This is a genomic window from Rhodococcus cerastii, from assembly GCF_033042195.1.
In the GTDB taxonomy this organism is placed as follows: Bacteria; Actinomycetota; Actinomycetes; order Mycobacteriales; family Mycobacteriaceae; genus Rhodococcoides.
In genome coordinates this window covers 177895-196956 of sequence record NZ_JAWLKF010000009.1, presented here as the reverse complement: position 1 = coordinate 196956, position 19062 = coordinate 177895, and the positions used below count along the sequence as shown (strand labels likewise).

The 19062-nt window shown below is 64.9% G+C and carries 18 protein-coding genes and 1 riboswitch; of the genes, 9 read left to right on the top strand and 9 right to left on the bottom strand.

Going from position 1 to position 19062, the window contains the following annotated elements:
• Positions 1-140 precede the first annotated feature (140 nt).
• On the bottom strand, positions 141-707 hold the full coding sequence (locus R3P93_RS17065) for a TetR family transcriptional regulator (RefSeq protein WP_269595655.1): 567 nt from the start codon (positions 705-707) through the stop codon (positions 141-143).
• Between the two features lie 119 nt (positions 708-826).
• On the opposite strand from R3P93_RS17065, the gene R3P93_RS17060 reads away from it, so the two are divergent.
• Positions 827-2410 carry an MFS transporter gene (locus R3P93_RS17060; RefSeq protein WP_094640520.1) on the top strand — a complete coding sequence of 528 codons (1584 nt, stop codon included), beginning with the start codon at positions 827-829 and terminating at the stop codon, positions 2408-2410.
• Positions 2411-2475: 65 nt separating this feature from the next.
• On the opposite strand, the gene R3P93_RS17055 is transcribed toward R3P93_RS17060, so the two are convergent.
• The 3 genes from R3P93_RS17055 to R3P93_RS17045 form a co-directional block, all read right to left on the bottom strand.
• Positions 2476-3228, bottom strand: coding sequence for a GTP pyrophosphokinase (locus R3P93_RS17055; RefSeq protein WP_068282717.1), 753 nt, complete (start codon positions 3226-3228; stop codon positions 2476-2478).
• Between the two features lie 422 nt (positions 3229-3650).
• Entirely contained in the window at positions 3651-3806 is a 156-nt protein-coding gene (locus R3P93_RS17050) for a DUF6131 family protein (protein ID WP_094611554.1), read from the bottom strand.
• A gap of 93 nt (positions 3807-3899) precedes the next feature.
• Positions 3900-5849 carry a helicase-related protein gene (locus tag R3P93_RS17045; protein WP_259468080.1) on the bottom strand — a complete coding sequence of 650 codons (1950 nt, stop codon included), beginning with the start codon at positions 5847-5849 and terminating at the stop codon, positions 3900-3902.
• Between the two features lie 48 nt (positions 5850-5897).
• On the opposite strand from R3P93_RS17045, the gene R3P93_RS17040 reads away from it, so the two are divergent.
• From R3P93_RS17040 to R3P93_RS17020, 5 genes are all read left to right on the top strand, one after another.
• Positions 5898-6611, top strand: coding sequence for a type 1 glutamine amidotransferase (locus tag R3P93_RS17040; RefSeq protein WP_121871455.1), 714 nt, complete (start codon positions 5898-5900; stop codon positions 6609-6611).
• 9 nt (positions 6612-6620) lie between these two features.
• Positions 6621-7799, top strand: a complete 1179-nt coding sequence (locus R3P93_RS17035; RefSeq protein WP_121871454.1) for an alpha-hydroxy-acid oxidizing protein — start codon at positions 6621-6623, stop codon at positions 7797-7799.
• Positions 7799-9094, top strand: coding sequence for an alpha-amylase family glycosyl hydrolase (locus tag R3P93_RS17030; protein ID WP_269595656.1), 1296 nt, complete (start codon positions 7799-7801; stop codon positions 9092-9094). Before R3P93_RS17035 ends, R3P93_RS17030 begins: the two co-directional genes overlap by 1 nt.
• Positions 9095-9168: 74 nt before the next feature.
• A riboswitch (TPP riboswitch) is annotated at positions 9169-9261 on the top strand.
• Between the two features lie 49 nt (positions 9262-9310).
• Positions 9311-10072: a 3-oxoacyl-ACP reductase gene (locus R3P93_RS17025; RefSeq protein ID WP_121871452.1), complete on the top strand. Its 762-nt coding sequence runs from the start codon at positions 9311-9313 to the stop codon at positions 10070-10072.
• A 1-nt stretch (position 10073) separates the two neighbouring features.
• Positions 10074-11342, top strand: coding sequence for an LLM class flavin-dependent oxidoreductase (locus R3P93_RS17020; RefSeq protein WP_121871451.1), 1269 nt, complete (start codon positions 10074-10076; stop codon positions 11340-11342).
• Between the two features lie 10 nt (positions 11343-11352).
• On the opposite strand, the gene R3P93_RS17015 is transcribed toward R3P93_RS17020, so the two are convergent.
• Genes R3P93_RS17015 through R3P93_RS17005 form a run of 3 tightly spaced genes read right to left on the bottom strand, consistent with a single transcriptional unit; the run spans position 11353 to position 14258 of the window.
• Positions 11353-12243 (bottom strand): alpha/beta fold hydrolase, encoded by an 891-nt coding sequence (locus R3P93_RS17015; RefSeq protein ID WP_121871450.1) that lies wholly within the window; start codon positions 12241-12243, stop codon positions 11353-11355.
• A gap of 12 nt (positions 12244-12255) precedes the next feature.
• Positions 12256-13362, bottom strand: coding sequence for a PDR/VanB family oxidoreductase (locus tag R3P93_RS17010; protein WP_121871449.1), 1107 nt, complete (start codon positions 13360-13362; stop codon positions 12256-12258).
• Positions 13359-14258 (bottom strand): metal-dependent hydrolase, encoded by a 900-nt coding sequence (locus R3P93_RS17005; protein ID WP_094669920.1) that lies wholly within the window; start codon positions 14256-14258, stop codon positions 13359-13361. The genes R3P93_RS17010 and R3P93_RS17005 overlap by 4 nt, the downstream gene beginning before the upstream one ends.
• 114 nt (positions 14259-14372) lie before the next feature.
• Between R3P93_RS17005 and R3P93_RS17000 the strand changes: the two genes are divergently transcribed.
• Positions 14373-14888 (top strand): HD domain-containing protein, encoded by a 516-nt coding sequence (locus R3P93_RS17000; RefSeq protein WP_259468079.1) that lies wholly within the window; start codon positions 14373-14375, stop codon positions 14886-14888.
• 48 nt (positions 14889-14936) lie between these two features.
• Here the strand turns inward: R3P93_RS17000 and R3P93_RS16995 are convergent, their stop codons facing one another.
• Positions 14937-15404 carry an alpha-isopropylmalate synthase regulatory domain-containing protein gene (locus R3P93_RS16995; protein ID WP_121871447.1) on the bottom strand — a complete coding sequence of 156 codons (468 nt, stop codon included), beginning with the start codon at positions 15402-15404 and terminating at the stop codon, positions 14937-14939.
• 229 nt (positions 15405-15633) lie between these two features.
• Between R3P93_RS16995 and R3P93_RS16990 the strand changes: the two genes are divergently transcribed.
• A complete protein-coding gene (locus tag R3P93_RS16990; RefSeq protein ID WP_068048586.1) occupies positions 15634-16836 on the top strand; it encodes an ATP-binding protein in 1203 nt (400 codons plus the stop codon).
• Between the two features lie 7 nt (positions 16837-16843).
• Here the strand turns inward: R3P93_RS16990 and R3P93_RS16985 are convergent, their stop codons facing one another.
• Positions 16844-18025 carry an alkane 1-monooxygenase gene (locus tag R3P93_RS16985; RefSeq protein ID WP_283347214.1) on the bottom strand — a complete coding sequence of 394 codons (1182 nt, stop codon included), beginning with the start codon at positions 18023-18025 and terminating at the stop codon, positions 16844-16846.
• A gap of 174 nt (positions 18026-18199) precedes the next feature.
• Between R3P93_RS16985 and R3P93_RS16980 the strand changes: the two genes are divergently transcribed.
• Complete coding sequence (locus R3P93_RS16980; RefSeq protein ID WP_283347215.1) at positions 18200-19054, top strand: alpha/beta hydrolase; 855 nt, start codon at positions 18200-18202, stop codon at positions 19052-19054.
• The last annotated feature ends 8 nt before the right edge of the window (positions 19055-19062 follow it).

Genomic DNA, 19062 nt, shown 5'->3' with positions numbered 1-19062 from the left:
CCTGTGAACTCAGCACTCAACATGCAGTAACCCTCCATAGCTTCTCGAATGACTCACCAGAAGCTTGGCAAAGAGGGAAATCGGCCCGCTACCCAACTATTCGTAACTCTTCACTTGAAGCTAGATATCGATAGACAATGCTACGGAGTGCAGAGTCGCCGGACCGCTGCTTCGATTTTCGACGCCCGACGCTGGTGTTCGGCGTCGTCGACGGGTCCGCAGTCGCTGCCGGGCGCGGTCATCCAGGCGGAGGTGATGCCGAAGATCATGGTGAACAGGTCGTCGACGGTGAAGGTGTCGGAGATCAGTCCGTTCTGCTGCGCGGCCGCCATGGCGTTTCGTCGCTCGGCGATCACCGCATGGATGTCGTCGGCACCGGCGACCGCCGTGCCGCCTTGAAGCTGCGTCCACAGCAGCAGTCGGTGCTCCTGCGGATTCGCGTCGAGGTGCAGATACTCGCGCGCGGCGTATCCCCCGAGATCGTCGACGGTGAAGGGAACCGACTCCAGGAAGCGCGCGAATCCGTCTTCCACGACGGCCCGGAACAGTGCTTCCTTGTCTCCGAAGTATGCGTACAGGCGTTCCTTGCTCGCCTTGGCCGAGACCGCGATGCGGTCGACCCGTGCGCCGGCCAGGCCGTGCTCGGAGAATTCTGCGCGGGCAGCGACGACGATGCGGGCGCGGGTGGCGCTTGCGTCAGGCTTCATGGCGGCCACCCTACCGCCAACCAACTAGTTCGTTTGACAGCCGGTCCATCGTCGCTTACCTTTTCGGTCGGGACATTTTTCGTGCCCAGAGAATCAACGAGTACGAGTGGGGTAGAAACATGTCGCAGGTCTCCGAACACGGGGCGCTGGCCGAGAATCCGAATTACGAACGCCGCTGGTTGGTGCTCTGCATCGTCGCCATCACGCAGCTCACGATCGTGTTGGACGGCACCATCGTCAACATCGCCCTGCCGCAGGCGCAGATCGACCTCGGCATCAGCGACACCAGCCGCACCTGGGTGATCACCGCATACGCGCTGGCGTTCGGCGCGCTGTTGCTGCTCGGTGGTCGAATCGCGGACTACTGGGGCCGCAAGCGCTCGTTCATCGTCGGCATGGCCGGCTTCGCCGTTGCCTCCGCCGTCGGCGGACTCGCCCAAGAGGGCTGGCAGCTGTTCATCGCACGCGCAGGTCAGGGCGTCTTCGCTGCACTGCTCGCACCCGCAGCGCTGGCCATCCTGACGGTAACGTTCACCGACACCAAGGAGCGCGCCAAGGCATTCGGCGTGTTCGGCGCGATCGCCGGTGGCGGCGCAGCCGTCGGACTGCTCCTCGGCGGAGTGCTCACCGAGTACGCGAACTGGCGCTGGTGCCTGCTCGTCAACATCCCCGTCGCCATCATTGCCATCGCCGCCGCAGTCCCGCTGGTCAAGGAGAGCAAGGCACACGGCGACACCCGCTACGACCTGCCCGGAGCGATCCTCGTCGCGCTCGGACTGGCCTCGCTGGTCTACGGCTTCACCGAAGCCGAGGACGGCTGGGCGACGGTACCCACCATCTCCTTCATCGCTCTCGGCCTCGCGCTGCTCGCCGCGTTCGTCGTGGTCGAATCCAAGTCCGCCAACCCGCTGCTCCCCCTGAGCGTTCTGCTCGACCGCGACCGCGGTGCCGCATACATCGGGTCGGCCGTCATCGGTGCAGCACTGCTCGGTGGCACGTTGTATCTGACCTTCTACTTCCAGATCGTGCTCCAGATGAGCCCGGTCATCGCCGGTGTCGCGTCGCTGCCCATGACCGGCGGAATCCTGATCACCGCCGCGATCGCCTCGGCACTCGTACCGAAGATCGGGCCCAAGCCGATGATGGCCGTCGGCCCCGTCGTCTCGGCGATCGGCCTGCTGCTGCTCACGCAGATCGGCGTCGACACCTCGTACTGGACGCACGTGCTCCCCGGAGTCGTACTGCTCGGGCTCGGTCTCGGCCTGCTGATGGTGCCGATGCAGAACGTCGCTCTCATCGGCGTCCCCGATCACGATGCGGGTGCCGCATCCGCGCTGATCAACGCGACGCTTCAGGTCGGCGGCGCACTCGGCGCAGCGGTGTTCACCACGGTGTACACCTCGTCGAAGACGACGTTCCTCGCCGAGAACCCGGCACCGACGCCGCCCGCAGGAGTTCCTGCGGAGGCTCTTGCCGGCCAGGAAATCCCCAGCGACGAGATGCTGGCCGCGCTACCGGAACCGATCCGCAACTTCGTGCTCGCCACCATCGATCACGCTTTCGCAGCCGAGGTGTCGGGCTACGCGTGGGCCTTCGGAACCGCCGCGATCCTGGTCGCGTTGGTGTGCCCGGTCGTGCTGGTACTGGTCCGTGCCAAGAAGGACGACCTGCCAGTCGGGGACACTCCGGTCCACATCGGCTAGCGCATACGAGAACAGAACCCCGCTGCTCGCCCGTCGAGCAGCGGGGTTTTTCGTTGTGGTGACCGTCAAGCCCGATCGGGGTCGATCGCCTCGGCCTGCGCCGTGAGCAGCATGTGCAGCAACTCGGGAGGCAGAGCCATGGGCGGCAGCGCGCCGAGAGCGATGGAGTTCTCCGCCTCGCCGCCCAGCTCGACCACCTCGTCGTGCAGGCTTTCCATCTTCTCGTCGAGCTTGTTGGCGCTCTCGGCCGCCTCGGTCAGCTCCGCCAACAGAGTCTCCGGAATCTGCCCGCGATACTTGTAGAAGATCTTGTGCTCGAGGCTCGCCCAGAAATCCATCGCGATGGTTCTGATCTGCAGTTCGACGAGGACCGGCTGGACGCGATCGGACATGAACACCGGAATCTCGACGATCAGATGCAAGCTCTTGTAGCCGTTGGCTTTCGGGTTCGCGATGTAGTCCTTGATCTCGACGACGCGCACGTCGCTCTGACTGCTGAGCATGTCGGCGATGCGGTAGGTGTCGGAGATGAAGCTGCAGGTGATGCGCACTCCGGCGACGTCGAAGATGTTCTCGCGAATCGCATCGAGAGTCAGGGCGCACTTCTTCCGCTGCGCCTTCTCGAAAATGCTCTCCGGAGTCTTCAACCTCGACGAGACGTGCTCGATGGGGCTGTACCGGTGAATGTGGGTGAATTCCTGCTTCAAGATGTTGATCTTCGTGATCAGCTCGTCGATCCCGAACTTGTAGCTCATCATGAATCGCGTGAAATCTTGTCTCAGTTGACCCAGATCGACGACGGGCTCACTGTTGTTCATACCGTCGATTGTCCACGACGGGCGACTGTGTTCGCGCAGCGCGGGAATCGAAGCTGGCGTCACTGCACGAGTTGCGTAGCTCCGGCGTGAACAGCACGACGCCACAGCGTTCGCACTGATGGGTGCGGTGATGTCCGCGGTCGCACGAACAGGCCCGTGAACCCACCAATACCGAACCGGCGACGAGTGGATGGCCGTTGGTGCAGCGAGAAGGCGCTCGTTCTGCCCACCGATCGCCGACGCGATAGAGCGATCCGGCAACCGGGTCGGTGTCGCGCTCGTCGGATGCCATCGCGCGCAACCGCCTTCGACACTGTCTACCGTCCGATATGGACCGCCCGAAGTGGCTCCGCTGGCCGCATCGCCAACTTCGGGGGCCCGCTCAGACTAACAGAAATCGAACGTGTGTTCTAACTCGTAGGTCAAAACCACGTCTTGCGGCCACCGACTGCGCGCCCCATCGAACCGAGCAACGTCAGAACCGCGCCGACGACGACAAGAATGATGCCGATGGTCGTCAAGATCGAGATGCCGGCGAAATAGCCGATGAGGGCGAGGATGATTCCGAGAACGATCATGACTACTCCTGGTGCCACTGTGAGCCCGCTACCGACGAATTGCCGATGGGACCGAACCTACTCGGGCGCGTGGACGATTGCTCACAATTGTCGCTATTTTCCGGCGTCCACTTTCGCGGCGAGAAACGCCTCGGGGTCGATGAGATCCGCCTGCCCGACGATCGATCCCAGGTCAGCGATACGTTCGATACCGGTCAGCACCATCTCTTCTTCGACCGTGCCCTCGGCGTAGCCGTAGTAGCAGGTCGACGTCGTGTGGTTGTGGTCCTTGTCTATTCGGTTGGCCCGGCCCTCGATCTGCCGAATGTCGATGGGCGTCCACCGGGGATCGTGAATCAGCGTCACGCGTGGTGCGAGGGTGGAGACCGTGCCCTCCGGGAGCAGTAATTCGTTGGTGTGCAGGTTGATCGCACTGGTGGTTGTCGAGACGATGACCGACGCGTCGCCGGTTTGAAAGCGTCTGATCGACGCCTCCTGATCCGGGCTGCTCATACTCCCGTCGACGACCGCGACCTCGAGGCCCTCGTCCCGAAGCGTCTGCGCCAACGCCGCTACCGACTCGCGGTAGAACATCGAGACGAACACCTGATTGCCGGCCTTGACCCAGGTGCGCACCTGGTCGGCGGACGCGGGAATGCGTAGGTACGAACACTTCTGGCGGAATCGCAGGGTCGCGGCGCGGGTGCTCGGGTTCTTCTGCAGCACGCGCTTGCCGCCGACGGCCTTCCAGATCGGTAGCCCGACTTCCTTGCGGTAGTCCACCCACGCCGAGTTGTACAGCCGCTTCTGCGCGGCGGTGAGTTCCTGGCCGAGCGGCTCGCGTGGGGTCGGCGGTGAGGGACGCGAAATCGACCACGGCACAGCACCTCCCGACAGCCACCCATGTACGGACGCGATATCGCGGGCGCGTCGGGCCGCGTCCTCGGGCTCCCACCGCCACGTCGTCAATCCCGTCGTCGCCTTGCCTGCCTTGACGGCGAACCCCGATTCGATGAGGAACTCGGCCCACTTCATCGTCACCGCATAGCCGAGATACTCGTCGTCGCCGAGGATCTCGACCCCGCGGCTGCGCTCGACGGCCCGTGCCATGTAGGCGAAGTGCAGCGGCTGATAGCCGGGAGTTGCAGACATCCACACCACCGAGCGCGCCGCCTCCTGATACCGCCAGAGGATCTGCGACTGCTGCGATTCGATGTTCATCAGCGCATGCGATTCGTCGGCGATCACCACGTCCATGTCGAACCGAAGCTCGCCGAGCGAGATGGTCCGCTTGTTCTGTGTCCGTTTGCGTTTGCCCAGGTCGGTCTCGGGCGGAACGGACAGGAGCTTCTTCGTCGACTGGTACGTGATCAGCAGCCAGCGCTTGCGCTCGGACGGTTCGATGTCGGCCTCGCTGTCGGCGATGGTGCGCCGCCATCCCGGCAATGCGCCCTTGGGTGCGACCACCAGCACCGTGCCGATCTCGGCCGCCGACATCTGCCGAACGGCCTCGCACACCGCCAACGTCTTGCCCAGACCCGTCGAATCCATCTGCGCGAAGTACGGGAATCCCGCGTCGAGGGCGGCGAGATGGCGTCGAACGGATTCGAGTTGGGTCTCACGCGGCTGCATCGCGCGCTCCCGCACCATCTCGTCCCGCCAGTTCTCGTTGGCATCGTCCTCGAGCCACCGTTGCAGGCTGTACGGCATCGACTCGTACGGCTGCAGATACTCGGGCAATTCGGTGCCGTAGTACGCGAACACCCGCGGTCCGGGATACCAGCGCGCCCCGGCAGCGCCCGCCGCCGACCGATCCTCGAACGGCACGTCCAACACCCAGACGCGCTCACCGGGATCGGGCACCCGCAGATCGGGGGCAGCAGTCTTGCGAGGCGACGTCTTGCGCGGGGCGGCTCTCTTCCGCGGTGCCGCTTTCTTTGCTGCTGCTTTCTTGGGAGCGGGCTCACCGTTCTTCGCGGCCGCGAACTTTCGCGCAGCGGCGCTCTGCCCGGCCTTGACGGTGCGGGCAGTGGTGGATCGGGCTGTGCGTCTACGAGGTGGCATCGGATCCAGTCTGTCGTACGGTGTGCACGAACACCGTAAAGGAGCCCTGTGACATACACGAACGACCCGCGCGCCGTAGTTCTCGTCCACGATCAGGATCCGACTCTGGCGCGACGCGACATCGGCACTCTCGACGCCGAATTACGCACCAGGGGTTTCCAGTTGGAGGTGCACTCCTTCGATCACAGCCCCGACGTTCCGCCGCCGCCACTGTCTCACGCGCAGTTGATGGTGGTCATGGGCTCGCCCGACGCCGCCTACGACGACACGCTGACGTGGCTCGCGCCCGAGATCGTCTACCTGCAGGACGCCATCGACGCGCAGGTCCCGATCCTGGGTGTGTGCTTCGGCGGGCAGTTGCTAGCGCGAGTGCTCGGCGGGTCGGTCCGCAAGTCCGAGCATCCCGAGTACGGATTCGTCGACATCGACACCTCCGATCCCGAGCTCATCGGCCCCGGCCCGTGGATGGAATTCCACGGCGACACCTTCACCGCGCCGCCGCAGGCCACGGTGATCGCGCGCAACGAGGCCGCGCAGCAGGCCTTCGTATGCGGACCGCACCTGGGGCTGCAGTTCCACCCCGAAATCGACCTCGACACCTACGACGCGTGGGCCGCCGCGTGGGACCGCGACGGCGTCGAACATGCGGTGGACACCCGCGAAATCCGCCGGGCCATCGCGGAGGCCGAAGCCGCAGCTCGGTCGCGCTGCTCGGCGCTGCTCGACGCATTTCTCGCCCGATCCTCGGCGGTGCCCCGGTAGGGTCGAACGATGACCGAGGCCAGGCCCAGCAACTTCAGCGATCACCAACTCGGCATCTACGCCGCCGGAATGTTCGCCCAGCAGACACCGCCGATCACCACCAACCTGGCGAGGCTGGAGGACCAGGCTGCCGAGAAGCTCTCGCCCGAGGCATTGGGCTACATCGTCGCCAGCGCGGGCAGCGGCTCGACGGCACGGGCGAACCGAGCGGCCTTCGACAAGTGGGCCATCGCCCCCAGGATGCTTCGGAGTTCGGCTGCTCGTGATCATTCGTGCACCGTGCTCGGCACCGAGATGCCGGCCCCGCTGATGATCGCTCCCGTGGGCATTCAGACGCTCGCGCACCCCGACGGCGAGCTCGCCACCGTTCGCGCAGCCGCGGAACTCGGTGTGCCATACATCCATTCGACACAGGCCTCGCATTCGTTCGAGCAGATCGCGGAGGCAGGGGGCGACGCTCCCCGCTGGTACCAGCTGTACTGGCCGACGGACGAATCGGTGCTGCTGAGCTTCCTGCAGCGCGCGAAGGAGTCCGGATTCACCACCCTGGTGCTGACCCTCGACACGACCTTGCTGGGCTGGCGGCCCGCCGATCTGGACCGCGGTTACCTGCCGTTCCTGGCCAACCTGGGTATCGAGAACTACCTGACCGATCCGGCGTTCCAGGCCGGCCTGGGGCAGCCGGTCGAGGAGAATCCTGTTGCCGCCGCGATGCATTGGGCGCAGATGTTCCCCAACCCGGGTCTGTCGTGGAAGAACTTGGCGTTCCTGCGCGAGCACTGGAGCGGTCCGATCGTGCTCAAGGGAATCTGTACGGTGGGCGACGCGCGAGAGGCGGCCGCGCACGGAGTGGACGGCATCGTCGTCTCCAACCACGGTGGGCGTCAGATCGACGGGGCCAGGCCGTCACTCGACGCGTTGCCGTCCATCGTCGATGCCGTCGGAGACGATCTGACCATCCTGTTCGACTCCGGTGTGCGCACCGGGGCAGACATGGCCAAGGCGTTGGCGCTCGGGGCAGATGCGGTACTGCTGGGCCGACCCTTCCTGTACGGCCTCGCACTCGATGGTCAGGAGGGTGTTGCGCACGTATTACGTTGCCTGCTGGCCGAATTCGACCTGGTGACGAGCCTGTCCGGTCATACCGGCGCAGGCGAACTGGGCCGCGACTCGATCATGGAGTCCTGATGGAGTGGACGAAGCACGCCATCTGGTGGCACCTGTACCCGCTCGGCTTCACCGGTGCGCCGGTACACGGCTGGGACGGTGAATCTCAGGCGGATCTGCACCGGCTGAACAGAATCGAGAACTGGCTCGACTACGCACTCGAACTCGGCGCGTCGGGCATCGCCCTCGGTCCGATCTTCGAGTCCGAGAAGCACGGCTACGACACTGTCGACTATTTCCACATCGACGGCAGGCTCGGCACCGACGAGGACATCGACTCCCTGATCGCCGCGGCGCACTCCCGCGGCCTGACGATCATGTTCGACGGCGTCTTCAACCATGTGGCGCAGAGCTTTCCGAAGTTTCAGGAAGCGCTGACCGAGGGTGCGGACTCCGAGGCCGCGGGGTGGTTCCACCTCGATTGGTCCGGTGAAAAGCCGACGCATCGCAACTTCGAGGGCCACGACGAACTGGTCGCACTCGATCACGAGAGCCCGGATGTGCAGCAGTACGTCGTGGACGTCCTGTCGCACTGGCTCGAGCGAGGCGTCGACGCCTGGCGGCTGGACGCGGCCTATGCGGTATCGCCGCGTTTCTGGGCCGCGGTGTTGCCGAAGGTTCGGGAAAAGCACCCGGACGCTTACTTTCTCGGCGAGGTCATTCACGGCGACTACGACCGAATCGTCTCGGCCTCCACGCTGGACTCGGTCACTCAGTACGAGCTGTGGAAGGCCGTCTGGAGCGGTCTGAGCGAGCTCAACTTCTTCGAGCTCTCCCATGCGCTCGAGCGTCACAACGGCTGGCTCGACGCCTTCGTGCCCGCCACGTTCGTCGGAAATCACGACGTCAACCGCATCGCCAGCGTCATCGAGGACGAGCGACATCTGCTGCACGCCTTGGTGGTTCTGTTCACCGTGGGCGGTATGCCGATGATCTACTACGGCGACGAGCAGGCGTTTCGCGGAATCAAGGAGGATCGAGTCGGCGGTGACGACGAGGTGCGTCCGGAGTACCCCGACACGTCCGAGAATCTCGCTCCGTACGGTTGGCCGGTCTACCGAGTGCATCAGGAGCTGATCGCACTTCGGCGTCGCAATCCGTGGCTGTACTCCGCGCGCACCGAGACGCTCGAACTCACCAACACCGCACTGCTCTATCGCGCGCACGCCGACGGCGAATCGCTGACGGTCGCGCTCAACCTCGGTGACGACGCCATCGACTACCCGGTTCAAGGCGACGAGGTGCTCGCAGGCGAAGCGGATCTGCACGACGGGCGGGTGAGCGTCCCGCCGCACGGCTGGGCCGTGATCGGCTGAACGCGTGCATTCGGTTCCATTCGTCTCTCTAGCGTGAAAACAAGACACGGCGAGAAACCGCTACAGGTACAGTCGACCGCGACACGGGGTGCCCGTCAGGGCTGAGAACACACCCGTCGAACCTGATCTGGTTAGGACCAGCGAAGGGAATGTCGTGGCGTTGCGGTATTCCTGTTCCCTCGTGACGGTCCCGACCTCGAACGAGAGGCGAGGCGCATGAAATTCGACGAGCAGACAGTGTTGGTCACCGGCGGTGGACGCGGACTGGGAGCAGCGATCGCCGCGGCGTTCGCCGGCCAGGGTGCCCGAGTGGTGATCGACTACCGCAACAGCAGAGATGCCGCCGAAGCGCTGTCGAACCGACTCGGTGAGAACGCGATCGCGGTCCAGGGTGATGTCACCGACGACGCCGCGGTGGCCGCGCTGTTCGATACCGCGCGTGAGCATTTCGGCACCCCGATCACTACCGTCGTCAACAACGCGCTGGCCGATTTCTCGTTCGACGGAGACGCACGGCCCAAAGCCGACACGATCACCTGGGAGCGCTTCGACGCTCAACTGCGGGGCAGCGTCCGCGCGGCGTTGTTGACCACCCAGGCTGCACTGCCGGGCATGCGCGAGGCGGGGTTCGGACGAATCATCAACGTGGGCACCAATTTGTTCCAGAATCCGGTAGTCCCGTACCACGACTACACGGCCTCCAAGGCGGCGCTGCTCTCGCTGACCCGCACTCTGTCCGCCGATCTGGGCGCAGACAACATCACCGTCAACATGGTCTCGGGTGGACTGCTCCGCACCACCGACGCCAGCTCCGCGACCCCGGCCGAGGTGTTCGATTTCATCGCCGCCTCGACCCCGCTGCAACGCGTCACCACCCCCGAGGAATTCGCCGACGCTCTGCTGTTCTTCGCATCGCCGTGGGCGCGGTCGGTGACCGGCCAGAATCTCGTCGTCGACGGCGGACTGGTCAAGGACTGACATGCACCTCAACGCTTTTCTCTACGGTTGCGGCCACCACAGCGCGGCGTGGCGTCACCCCGATTCGCGAGTGGAGGACCTCGGCGACATCTCGTACTACGAGGAACTCGCGCAGCTCGCCGAGCGGGGCAAGTTCGACGCGGTGTTCTTCGCCGACGGTCATTCGGTACGCGACCCGGCCGGGGCAGGCACCTGGTTCCTCGAGCCGATCACCGCGCTGTCCGCCATGGCGCGGGCCACCACGCACATCGGCCTCGTCACCACGGTCTCGTCGACGTTCTACACCCCGTTCCACGCTGCACGCATGTTGGCGTCGCTCGATCACATCAGTGGCGGCCGTGCTGGTTGGAACGTCGTCACCTCCATGTTCGACGCCGAAGCACGCAACCACGGGATGGACGTCATCCCGGCTCGTGAGGAGCGATATGCCCGCGCCGAGGAGTTCGTGGATACGGCTCTGGCGCTGTGGGATTCGTGGGATGCCGACGCGTTGACGCTCGATCGAAGCAGGCACTACGCCGATCCGGCCAAGGTGCACTCGATCGACCACGACGGCAAACACTTTCGGGTCGACGGGCCGTTGACGGTGCCGCGGTCGCCGCAGGGGAGGCCGGTGCTGTTTCAGGCCGGCGCGTCGGGCCCGGGCCGGGATCTGGCCGCGAAGTACGCCGAGGCGATCTATGCCGTCGCCTACGATCTCGTTGCAGCGCAGAGCTATTACAACGACGTGAAGGCGAGAATCCGCCATGCGGGCCGCGACAGCGCGACAGTGGGGATCATGCCGGGTTTGGTGACGTACATCGGGTCGACCATGGACGAGGCTCGCCGCAAGAAGGCCGAACTCGATGAGCTGCTGCCCACGGAGCAGTCACTGGCGATGCTGTCGACGTTCACCGGACAGGACTGTGCTGCCTGGGAACTCGACGCGCCGGTACCGTCCCTGCCTCCGGCGGCCGAGTTCGCCGGACCGCAGGGTCGCTACGAGACGATCCTGCGGATCATCGAGAAGGACGCCCCGACTGTGCGGGAGTTGCTCGGCACCCTCGCCGCGGGCGGCGGCCACGCGACAATGATCGGCACGCCGGAATCGATTGCCGACGAGATGCAGTCGTGGATCGGCCGCGGTGCCGACGGCTTCAATCTGATGTGTCCGCGCTACCCGGACTCATTGGAGGACTTCGTCGATCAGGTGGTTCCGATCCTGCAGCGGCGCGGTATTTTTCGCGCCGACTACACCGCGTCGACGCTGCGCGGGCACCTGGCGGGGTGATTCGTGAACATCAGTCCAGCGAGGCGATGAATTCCCTCGTCAATCGTGCGATGTCGTCGGCATGGGAGATCGGCGACCAGTGTCCGGCCGGAATGTCGTTGCGCGTGAGGTTCTTCACCCACTTGCCGGTGTCGTCGTAGTGGTACGGACGCACTGCGACGTCCTCGGTGTTGACGATGAGGTGCACGGGGATGTCGATGTACCGCTCACGTGGATTGCCCAGGAGCGGAATGATGTTGGCCCGGTAGAGTTTGGTGCCGTTGGTGGCATCCGACCACAGTGTGGGGTTCTGGGTGACGAGCTTCGGATCGACGCCCGAGAACTCCTGGAGGAACGCCGGCCACCCCTTGGCGAACTGCCGCTTGATGCGCAACGTGGACAGGCCGGGGATGTGGAAGGTGACGGTGTACCACGACGCGCGTACCTGGGCGAGCACCTGTTTGATGCCGGTGAGGGTGGGTTTGCGCAGGCGCGACTGCGACCACTTGCCGAGGTGATCGAGGTTCGGCCCGGAAATCGATGTGTACGAACGAATTCGGTCCTTCGCCTGGGGCTGGGCTGCGGCCTCCCATACCTCGACGGCACCCCAGTCGTGGGCGAGTACATGGACTGGGGCGTCGGGGCTGACGGCATCGGCGACGGCATAGAAATCCGAGGCGAGCCGGGCCAGCTTGTACGCCGACTGCTCGGCGGGGACCGAGCTCTCGCCTGCGCCGCGGGAGTCGTAGCTGATCACCCGGAAGCGGTCCTCGAGCTGCGGCACGATGTGGCTCCACAGCTCATGAGTATCGGGCCAGCCGTGCACGAGGACGATGGGATCGCCGTCGGGATTGCCGCTCTCGAACACCGCCAGCCGGATGCCCTCGTTGATGACTGTCGTCTGAACCGCGTTGCTGCTCAACAGTTTTCCGTTCTATAGATCGAGTACGAGACGCCCGCTGCGTGCGCGCGAAACGCAGATGAGCATGTGATCGCGCTGCTCTTCCGGCGTCAGTCTGTTTTCCAGGTGCTCGGGCTCACCGGAGAGCACCCGGACCTTGCAGGTGCCGCAGAAGCCCTGCTGGCACGAGTACGCGACGTTGGGTTTCTGCTCCTTGACCGCCGTCAGCACGGAGGCGTCGGCGGCGACGTCGAGCACAGCGCCCGTGCTGATCAACTGCACCTCGAACGGAGTGCCGTCGAGAATCGGCGGCGGGCCGAATCGCTCGAAATGCAGTGCGGTGGAGGGGCACTGGCGAAAGTCGCGGCGGACTGCGTCGAGCATGGGGGTGGGGCCGCAGCAGTAGACGGCACCGCCTGCGGGTGCGCGCTCGAGCAATTCACCCTCGGTGGGGTACCCGTGCACGTCGTCGGTCCGGACGAACACCCGGTCCGATTCCCAGCTCTCGATCTCGTCGAGGAAGGGCATCGTGTCGCGTGATCGACCGCAGTACACGAATTGCCAGTCCATGCCGAGAATTCTTGCGGCGCGGACCATCGCGATGATGGGAGTGATCCCGATACCGCCGGCGATGAACAGTGCGCTGCCGTCGCCGACGAAAGGGAATCCGTTGCGGGGGCCACGGACGGTGACCTCGGTGCCGGGTTGCAGTCCGTGCATTTCGATGGATCCGCCTGCGCCGGTCGGGATTCGGCGCACCGCGATGCGATAGGAGCTGCGATCGGAGGGATTTCCGCACAGTGAGTACTGCCGGCGACGGCCCGAGGGCAGGTGCAGATCGAGATGACAGCCCGGATGCCAGATGGGCAGCTGTGCACCCGTCGGCGACGCAAGGGTGAGGGCTGCGACATCGTTGTCCTCGGCGACGATCTCGCGTTCGGTGACGACCAACTTCAACGCCGAATCGGGGTTGTGGCCGGCGACGGCGTCGTTGTACTCCGCTCCGGCCGCCGCCTGCATGTACCCGTTGAGAAACGTACCGAGCAGCTGCATCGAGCGATCAGGACGTCCGCGCCCGCGCAGGTCCGGCGGAGCATCCTTGGGGAGCAGCCGCGGGACGCGCCGTGAAGAGAGCTTCACCTCGCTGCAGCCTGAGCGGCAGGCGAGGACGCAAGGTACCGGACGGCCTGAGCTGTGGAGCCTTCCTGGCTGGGGTGGTACGACTTCTTGAGGTAGCGCGACATGCTGCGGCCGACGTGCGTCAGCGCGGGCAGGGTGCCGCGTTTGACCGACTTCCGCCACAGTGCCGAGCGCGGCTTGCGGACGGACTTCGGGGCCGACTGCAGCTCCGGGTCGTTCTTCATCAGGAAGATGATCCCGCGCATCCAGATGTAGGCCATCAACGGCACGACCACGACGAACGTGCGCAATCGGCGAACCTCGCGCTTGTCGAAGTATCGCAGCGTGTCGTAGGCGACCGAGCGGTGCTCTACTTCCTCGGCACCGTGCCAGCGCAGCAGATCGAGCATGGTGGGGTGGATGCCCGCGCGGTCGAGACCGTCGGCGTTGAGTACCCAGTCACCGAGAAATGCCGTCACGTGCTCGATCGCGGCGATCAGAGCCAAGCGCTCGACCAGATTGTTCTTCGATCGAAGGCTGGTCACCGAATCGGAGCCGAGGACCTTGCCGAAGGCCCACTCCATCTGGTCGGTGAACGGAGTCGGGTCGAGTCCTTTGGCCTGGAGATGCACGAGGACGCCGGTGTGGGCCTCGGCGTGTACGGCTTCCTGGCCGATGAAGCCGATGACGTCGTCGCGCAGCTTCTCGTCGTCGATGTACGGCAGGGCTTCCTTGAACGTGTCGACGAACCAGTGCTCGCCGGCGGGCAGCAGTAGATGCAGCACGTTGAGTACGTGCGTGGTGTACGGATCGCCCGGCACCCAGTGCATCGGCAGATCGCTCCAGTCGAACTTGACGTTTCTGGCTTGCAGCATCACTTCACCGGGATCCGATGCGACGATCTTCCGTTCGCTCATCGAGCCACCTCCTCCACGTTCGCAGGTGTGGCCGATGCCACAGTGCGAGACTTAGTATAAACACCGGTAACACATAAAGGGAACCGTGACGGTATCCGATGAGACACTTCTGTCATGACCGACTCCTCCCCCGTGTCGACTCCCCCGAGTCGTATGCCCGTCACCTGGCCTGCTGAATGGCCAGTCGAAGTTCGGCGCATCGCCGATGCCACGAACGATGCGCTGGCTGCTGTCGCCTCGCAGGATTCGGTCGCGTTCGACGATGCCGTCGAATCGTTGGGCCGCTCGGACTCGGCGCAGGCCGGCCACGTGCATGCCGAAATGGTACGCACGTTGCTCGAAGAGGTATACAGCGATGGATTGACCGGCGAGAACGTCCAGGAGGTGCTCGGCCGAACCGTACGAGGAGCCGGCTGGCTGCCGAACCTGGACATCGCCGGATTCGTGGAGGTGCTCACCGGAGCGCTGGGGGTGTCCGACGTCGAAGAGCAGTCGCGAGTGAGGCCGCGTCCGGCGCACGCGTTGCTGGTGGTCGCAGACCTGCTCGCGGTGCGCCGTGGCCGAGCCGAGACCTATCTGCGACGCGCACTGGCCGAAGTGCAGCGCGCCGAGACGATCGAGATGCCCTAGGAAAGTCTTCGCCTGTCTTGCATACGCGCTAGACCGTCGAAGAAAGCGCTACCGATGCAGAATGTTCGCTCCGGCGATGACGGCTCGCACGGCCGACAGGTGTGCGTCGGTATCCATGCCCATCGACCATTCGCGGCGACCGTCGTGCTCGGTGAGGACGAAGGTGGCGGTCTCGTCGCCGATGATCTGCTGGTGGAACGAGAGGATCTCGATGCGGAATCCGGCGTTGTGGAGCATCGACGTCAAGGCCTCGATCGGCCCGTAAGTCGTTGCCGCACAGGCGATGATCGTGTCGCCGACGCCGAAGGTCGCGTCGAAAGCCGTCCTACCGCCAGCTGCACTGTCGGCAGTCCATGACCCCAGTCGAAGAGGGCCGGTGGTGGGCGAGAAACGGTCGGTGAAGTTCGTCCACGACATGTGTTGCCAGGTGATCTCGTCGCGCATCGTGCGCGGCAGGGCGCAACCGAAACGGGCGTGGAACGGATCTGTGGCGAGAGTGGAAGCAAATGCATTCATGAGGGTGGTCCTGGCGAATGTGAAGGGAGGACCGAGAGAGCACAACGACCCGCAGCGAGGGGTCGGTCCGAATCAGACCCCGCTACGGCGGCGTACTACGAGAATGCGCTTCACACCCCAGAAAGTAGTCCTCCGTCGCAGTCGCGCGCAAGTATCGAGTGAATACAGATCTCTAGGACACGAACTAGATGTCCGCATATATCGCACGATTCGTTGTAACTTTGGCCCCATGGACCCCGTGCGTAACCCCTACGCCCCCGGCGCCGGCCAGCGCCCACCCGAGCTCGCAGGCCGAAAGAAGCAGCTCGACGCCTTCGACGTCGTACTCGAACGCATCACCCGCGGCCGGCCGGAACGCAGCGTCGTACTCACCGGGCTGCGAGGCGTCGGGAAGACGGTGTTGCTCAACCAACTCCGATCCGCGGCCATCGCCCGCGGCTGGGGCACCGGCAAGATCGAGGCTCGGCCGGACCAGGAACTGCGTCGACCGCTGTCGTCTGCGCTGCACATGGCGGTCCGCGGCATCGCGGCATCGCATCGCGATCCCGAACGCGTCGACGAATTCCTCGGCGTCCTCAAGGCCTTCGCCCTACGCGCCACCGCGGACAAGGGCATGCGGGAGCGGTGGCAGCCCGGCATCGACGTCCCGGCGAAGACCGGCCGCGCCGACTCCGGCGACATCGAGATCGACCTCGTGGAACTGCTGCTCGACGCCTCCGCGCTGGCCGGCGACGTGGGCGTGGGCATCGCCATCTTCATCGACGAGATGCAGGATCTGGGTGCCGCGGACATCTCCGCGTTGTGTGCGGCCTGTCACGAGCTCAGTCAGGACACCGCGCCGCTGATCATCGTCGGGGCCGGGCTGCCACACCTACCTGCGGTGTTGTCGGCATCCAAGAGTTACTCCGAGCGCCTGTTCAGTTACCACCGGATCGGCCGACTGGAACGAGCCGCGGCCGACCTCGCGTTGATCGCTCCGGCCGACCGCGAGGACGTCGAATTCACCCCCGACGCGCTCGACGCGCTGTATGCAGCCGCTGACGGCTACCCGTACTTCGTCCAGGCCTACGGCAAGGCGACGTGGGATCTCGCGGCCGACACCCCGATCACCGTCGAGGACGTGCGCGTCGCCGCTCCGACGGCGGAGGAGGAATTGGCCGTCGGATTCTTCGGATCTCGCTACGAGCGTGCGACGCCTGCCGAGCGTGAATACATGCGTGCGATGGCCGAACTGTCCGTGGACGACGGCTCGGTGCCGACCTCGGCCGTGGCGACCGAGCTGAAGCGCAAGCCTGCATCGCTGTCTCCGGCTCGCGACGGACTGATCAAGAAGGGCCTGATCTATTCGGCCGAGCGCGGAACCATCGCGTTCACGGTGCCGCACTTCGGTCGCTACCTGCGGGCCCAGACCGACGAACCTGCGGCGGTGTGAACTCTCACTACGCCTCAGCGCGCTCGACGCACAGTTGCTCGAGTTTCCGCACTGCCTTGGGGTCGGAGTGGTCGACGTTGACGAGCTCCGAGTTGCCGTCGTAGAAGTCGATCAGTCGCTGATCCATCACCTTGCGCCACAACGGCGGAACCAGCGCGCAGAAGATCATCACTGCATATCCGGCCGGTAGCTGTGGGGACTCGTCGACGGTGCGCAGTGCCTGGTAGCGGCGCACCGGATTCGCGTGATGGTCGCTGTGCCGTTGCAGGTGGTAGAGAAACAGGTTGCTCCACAGGTGGTCGCTGTTCCAGCTGTCGCGGTGGGTCGGTTTGCCGTATCGACCGCTCTTGCGCTTCTGCCGCAGCAGCCCGTAGTGCTCGAGGTAGTTGGCTGCCTCGTAGAGGACGATCGCGATCGCAGCCTGCAGGAACAGATACGGCACGGTCACCACACCGAAGACGGCGATCAGCACGCCGAACAGCACAACGCTCATGGCCGCGGCATTGAACAGGTTGTTTCGGTACGACCAGGGAGACAGGCCCTGGCGGGCGAGGCGTCGAGTCTCGAGCTCCCAGGCCGAGCGCAGGCCGTGCACGATCGTGCGCGGCAAGAACTTCCAGAACGACTCGCCGAACTTTGCCGACGCCGGATCCTCCGGGGTGGCGACGCGGAGGTGGTGGCCGTGATTGTGCTCGACGTAGAAGTGGCCGTACAGGGACTGTGCCAGTGTCACCTTCGACAGCCATCGCTCCAGACGCTCACGCTTGTGGCCCAGCTCGTGCGCGGCGTTGATGCCGACCCCACCGACGATGCCGACGGTGATGGCCAGGCCGATCCGCTCCGGGACTCCCAGCGGGCCGTGCGCCCAGAGATAGCAGGCCGCAACCAGACCCGCGTACTGCAACGGCAGGAACAGATAGACGCACCAGCGGTAGTACGGATCCTTCTCCAGCGCGGCGATCGCCTCGTCCGGGGGATTGCTGCGGTCCACTCCGGCGAATTTGTCCACCAGAGGCAGTGCGACACCCATGATCATCAGGCCGAGGGTCCAGAACGCACCGGGGCCGAGAAGGGTCACCAGCCCCCAGGCCAGGAACGGGCTGAGAGGAATCGTCAGCCCCAGCGGCCACAGGTAGCGCTTTGGGTCGCGCCACCGCGGCGACGTGCTCGTGGCGGACTCATCACGCATTCTGGATTCTTCACTCCTGAGTCCTGGTCGGTGCCGTGCCCCGAGGTGCGGGGACAAACGGTAGTGGCGTGTCACAACTACATCGCTCGTTCCACCAGGATATGTTACCCAAGCAAATTTTGTAGGTTCTCCGATGGGCCGTCGAACGCCCCGCTGCCCTTGTACGGTGACCGGATGAAGCATGTCGAGTCGTCGTTCGTCGGAGTTCACGGAACCCGAATCGTCTACGACGTCTGGACCCCCGAGACCACGTCGACCGGGATTGTGGTGCTCGCCCACGGCCTGGCCGAGCACGCGGGTCGGTACCGGCACGTCATCGAACGGCTGGGCTCGCTCGGCCTCGTCGTCTACGCGCCCGACCACCGAGGACACGGCCGATCCGGTGGCAAACGGGTGTCACTGGACAAGTGGTCCGACTTCACCGACGACCTGCACACGCTGTTCGGCATCGCAGCTTCCGAGCATCCGAATCAGCGCACCTTCCTGCTCGGCCACAGCATGGGCGGTGCCATCGCACTGTCCTACGCCCTCGACCATCAGGCCGATCTCGACGGTCTGATGCTGTCCGGCCCTGCCGTCGTCCCCAGCGTCGGGCAACCGAAAGCGCTGGTGGCGGTCGGTAAGTTCCTCGGACGATTCGTACCGGCCGCCCCTGTGCTCAAGCTCGATCCCACCCTCGTATCCCGTGACAAGGACGTCGTCGACGCCTATGTCGCCGACCCTTTGGGCTACCACGGCAGCGTCTCGGCGGGTCTGGCCGCGGCGATGCTGGGCGTCGGGGATACGTTCCCTGCTCGCCTGCCGTCGCTGACGATCCCCGTGCTGCTCCAGCACGGGACGGCGGATCGCTTGGCCGACGTCTCGGGCAGCGAGCTCATCGCCGAACTCGCCGGATCCGACGACCTGACCCTGAAAACGTACGACGGGCTGTTCCACGAAGTGTTCAACGAACCGGAGAAGGAGCGCGTACTCGACGATCTCATCGACTGGCTGCGTCCACGCGTACACACCGGCGCTGTAAGTTCCTGACGGATCTT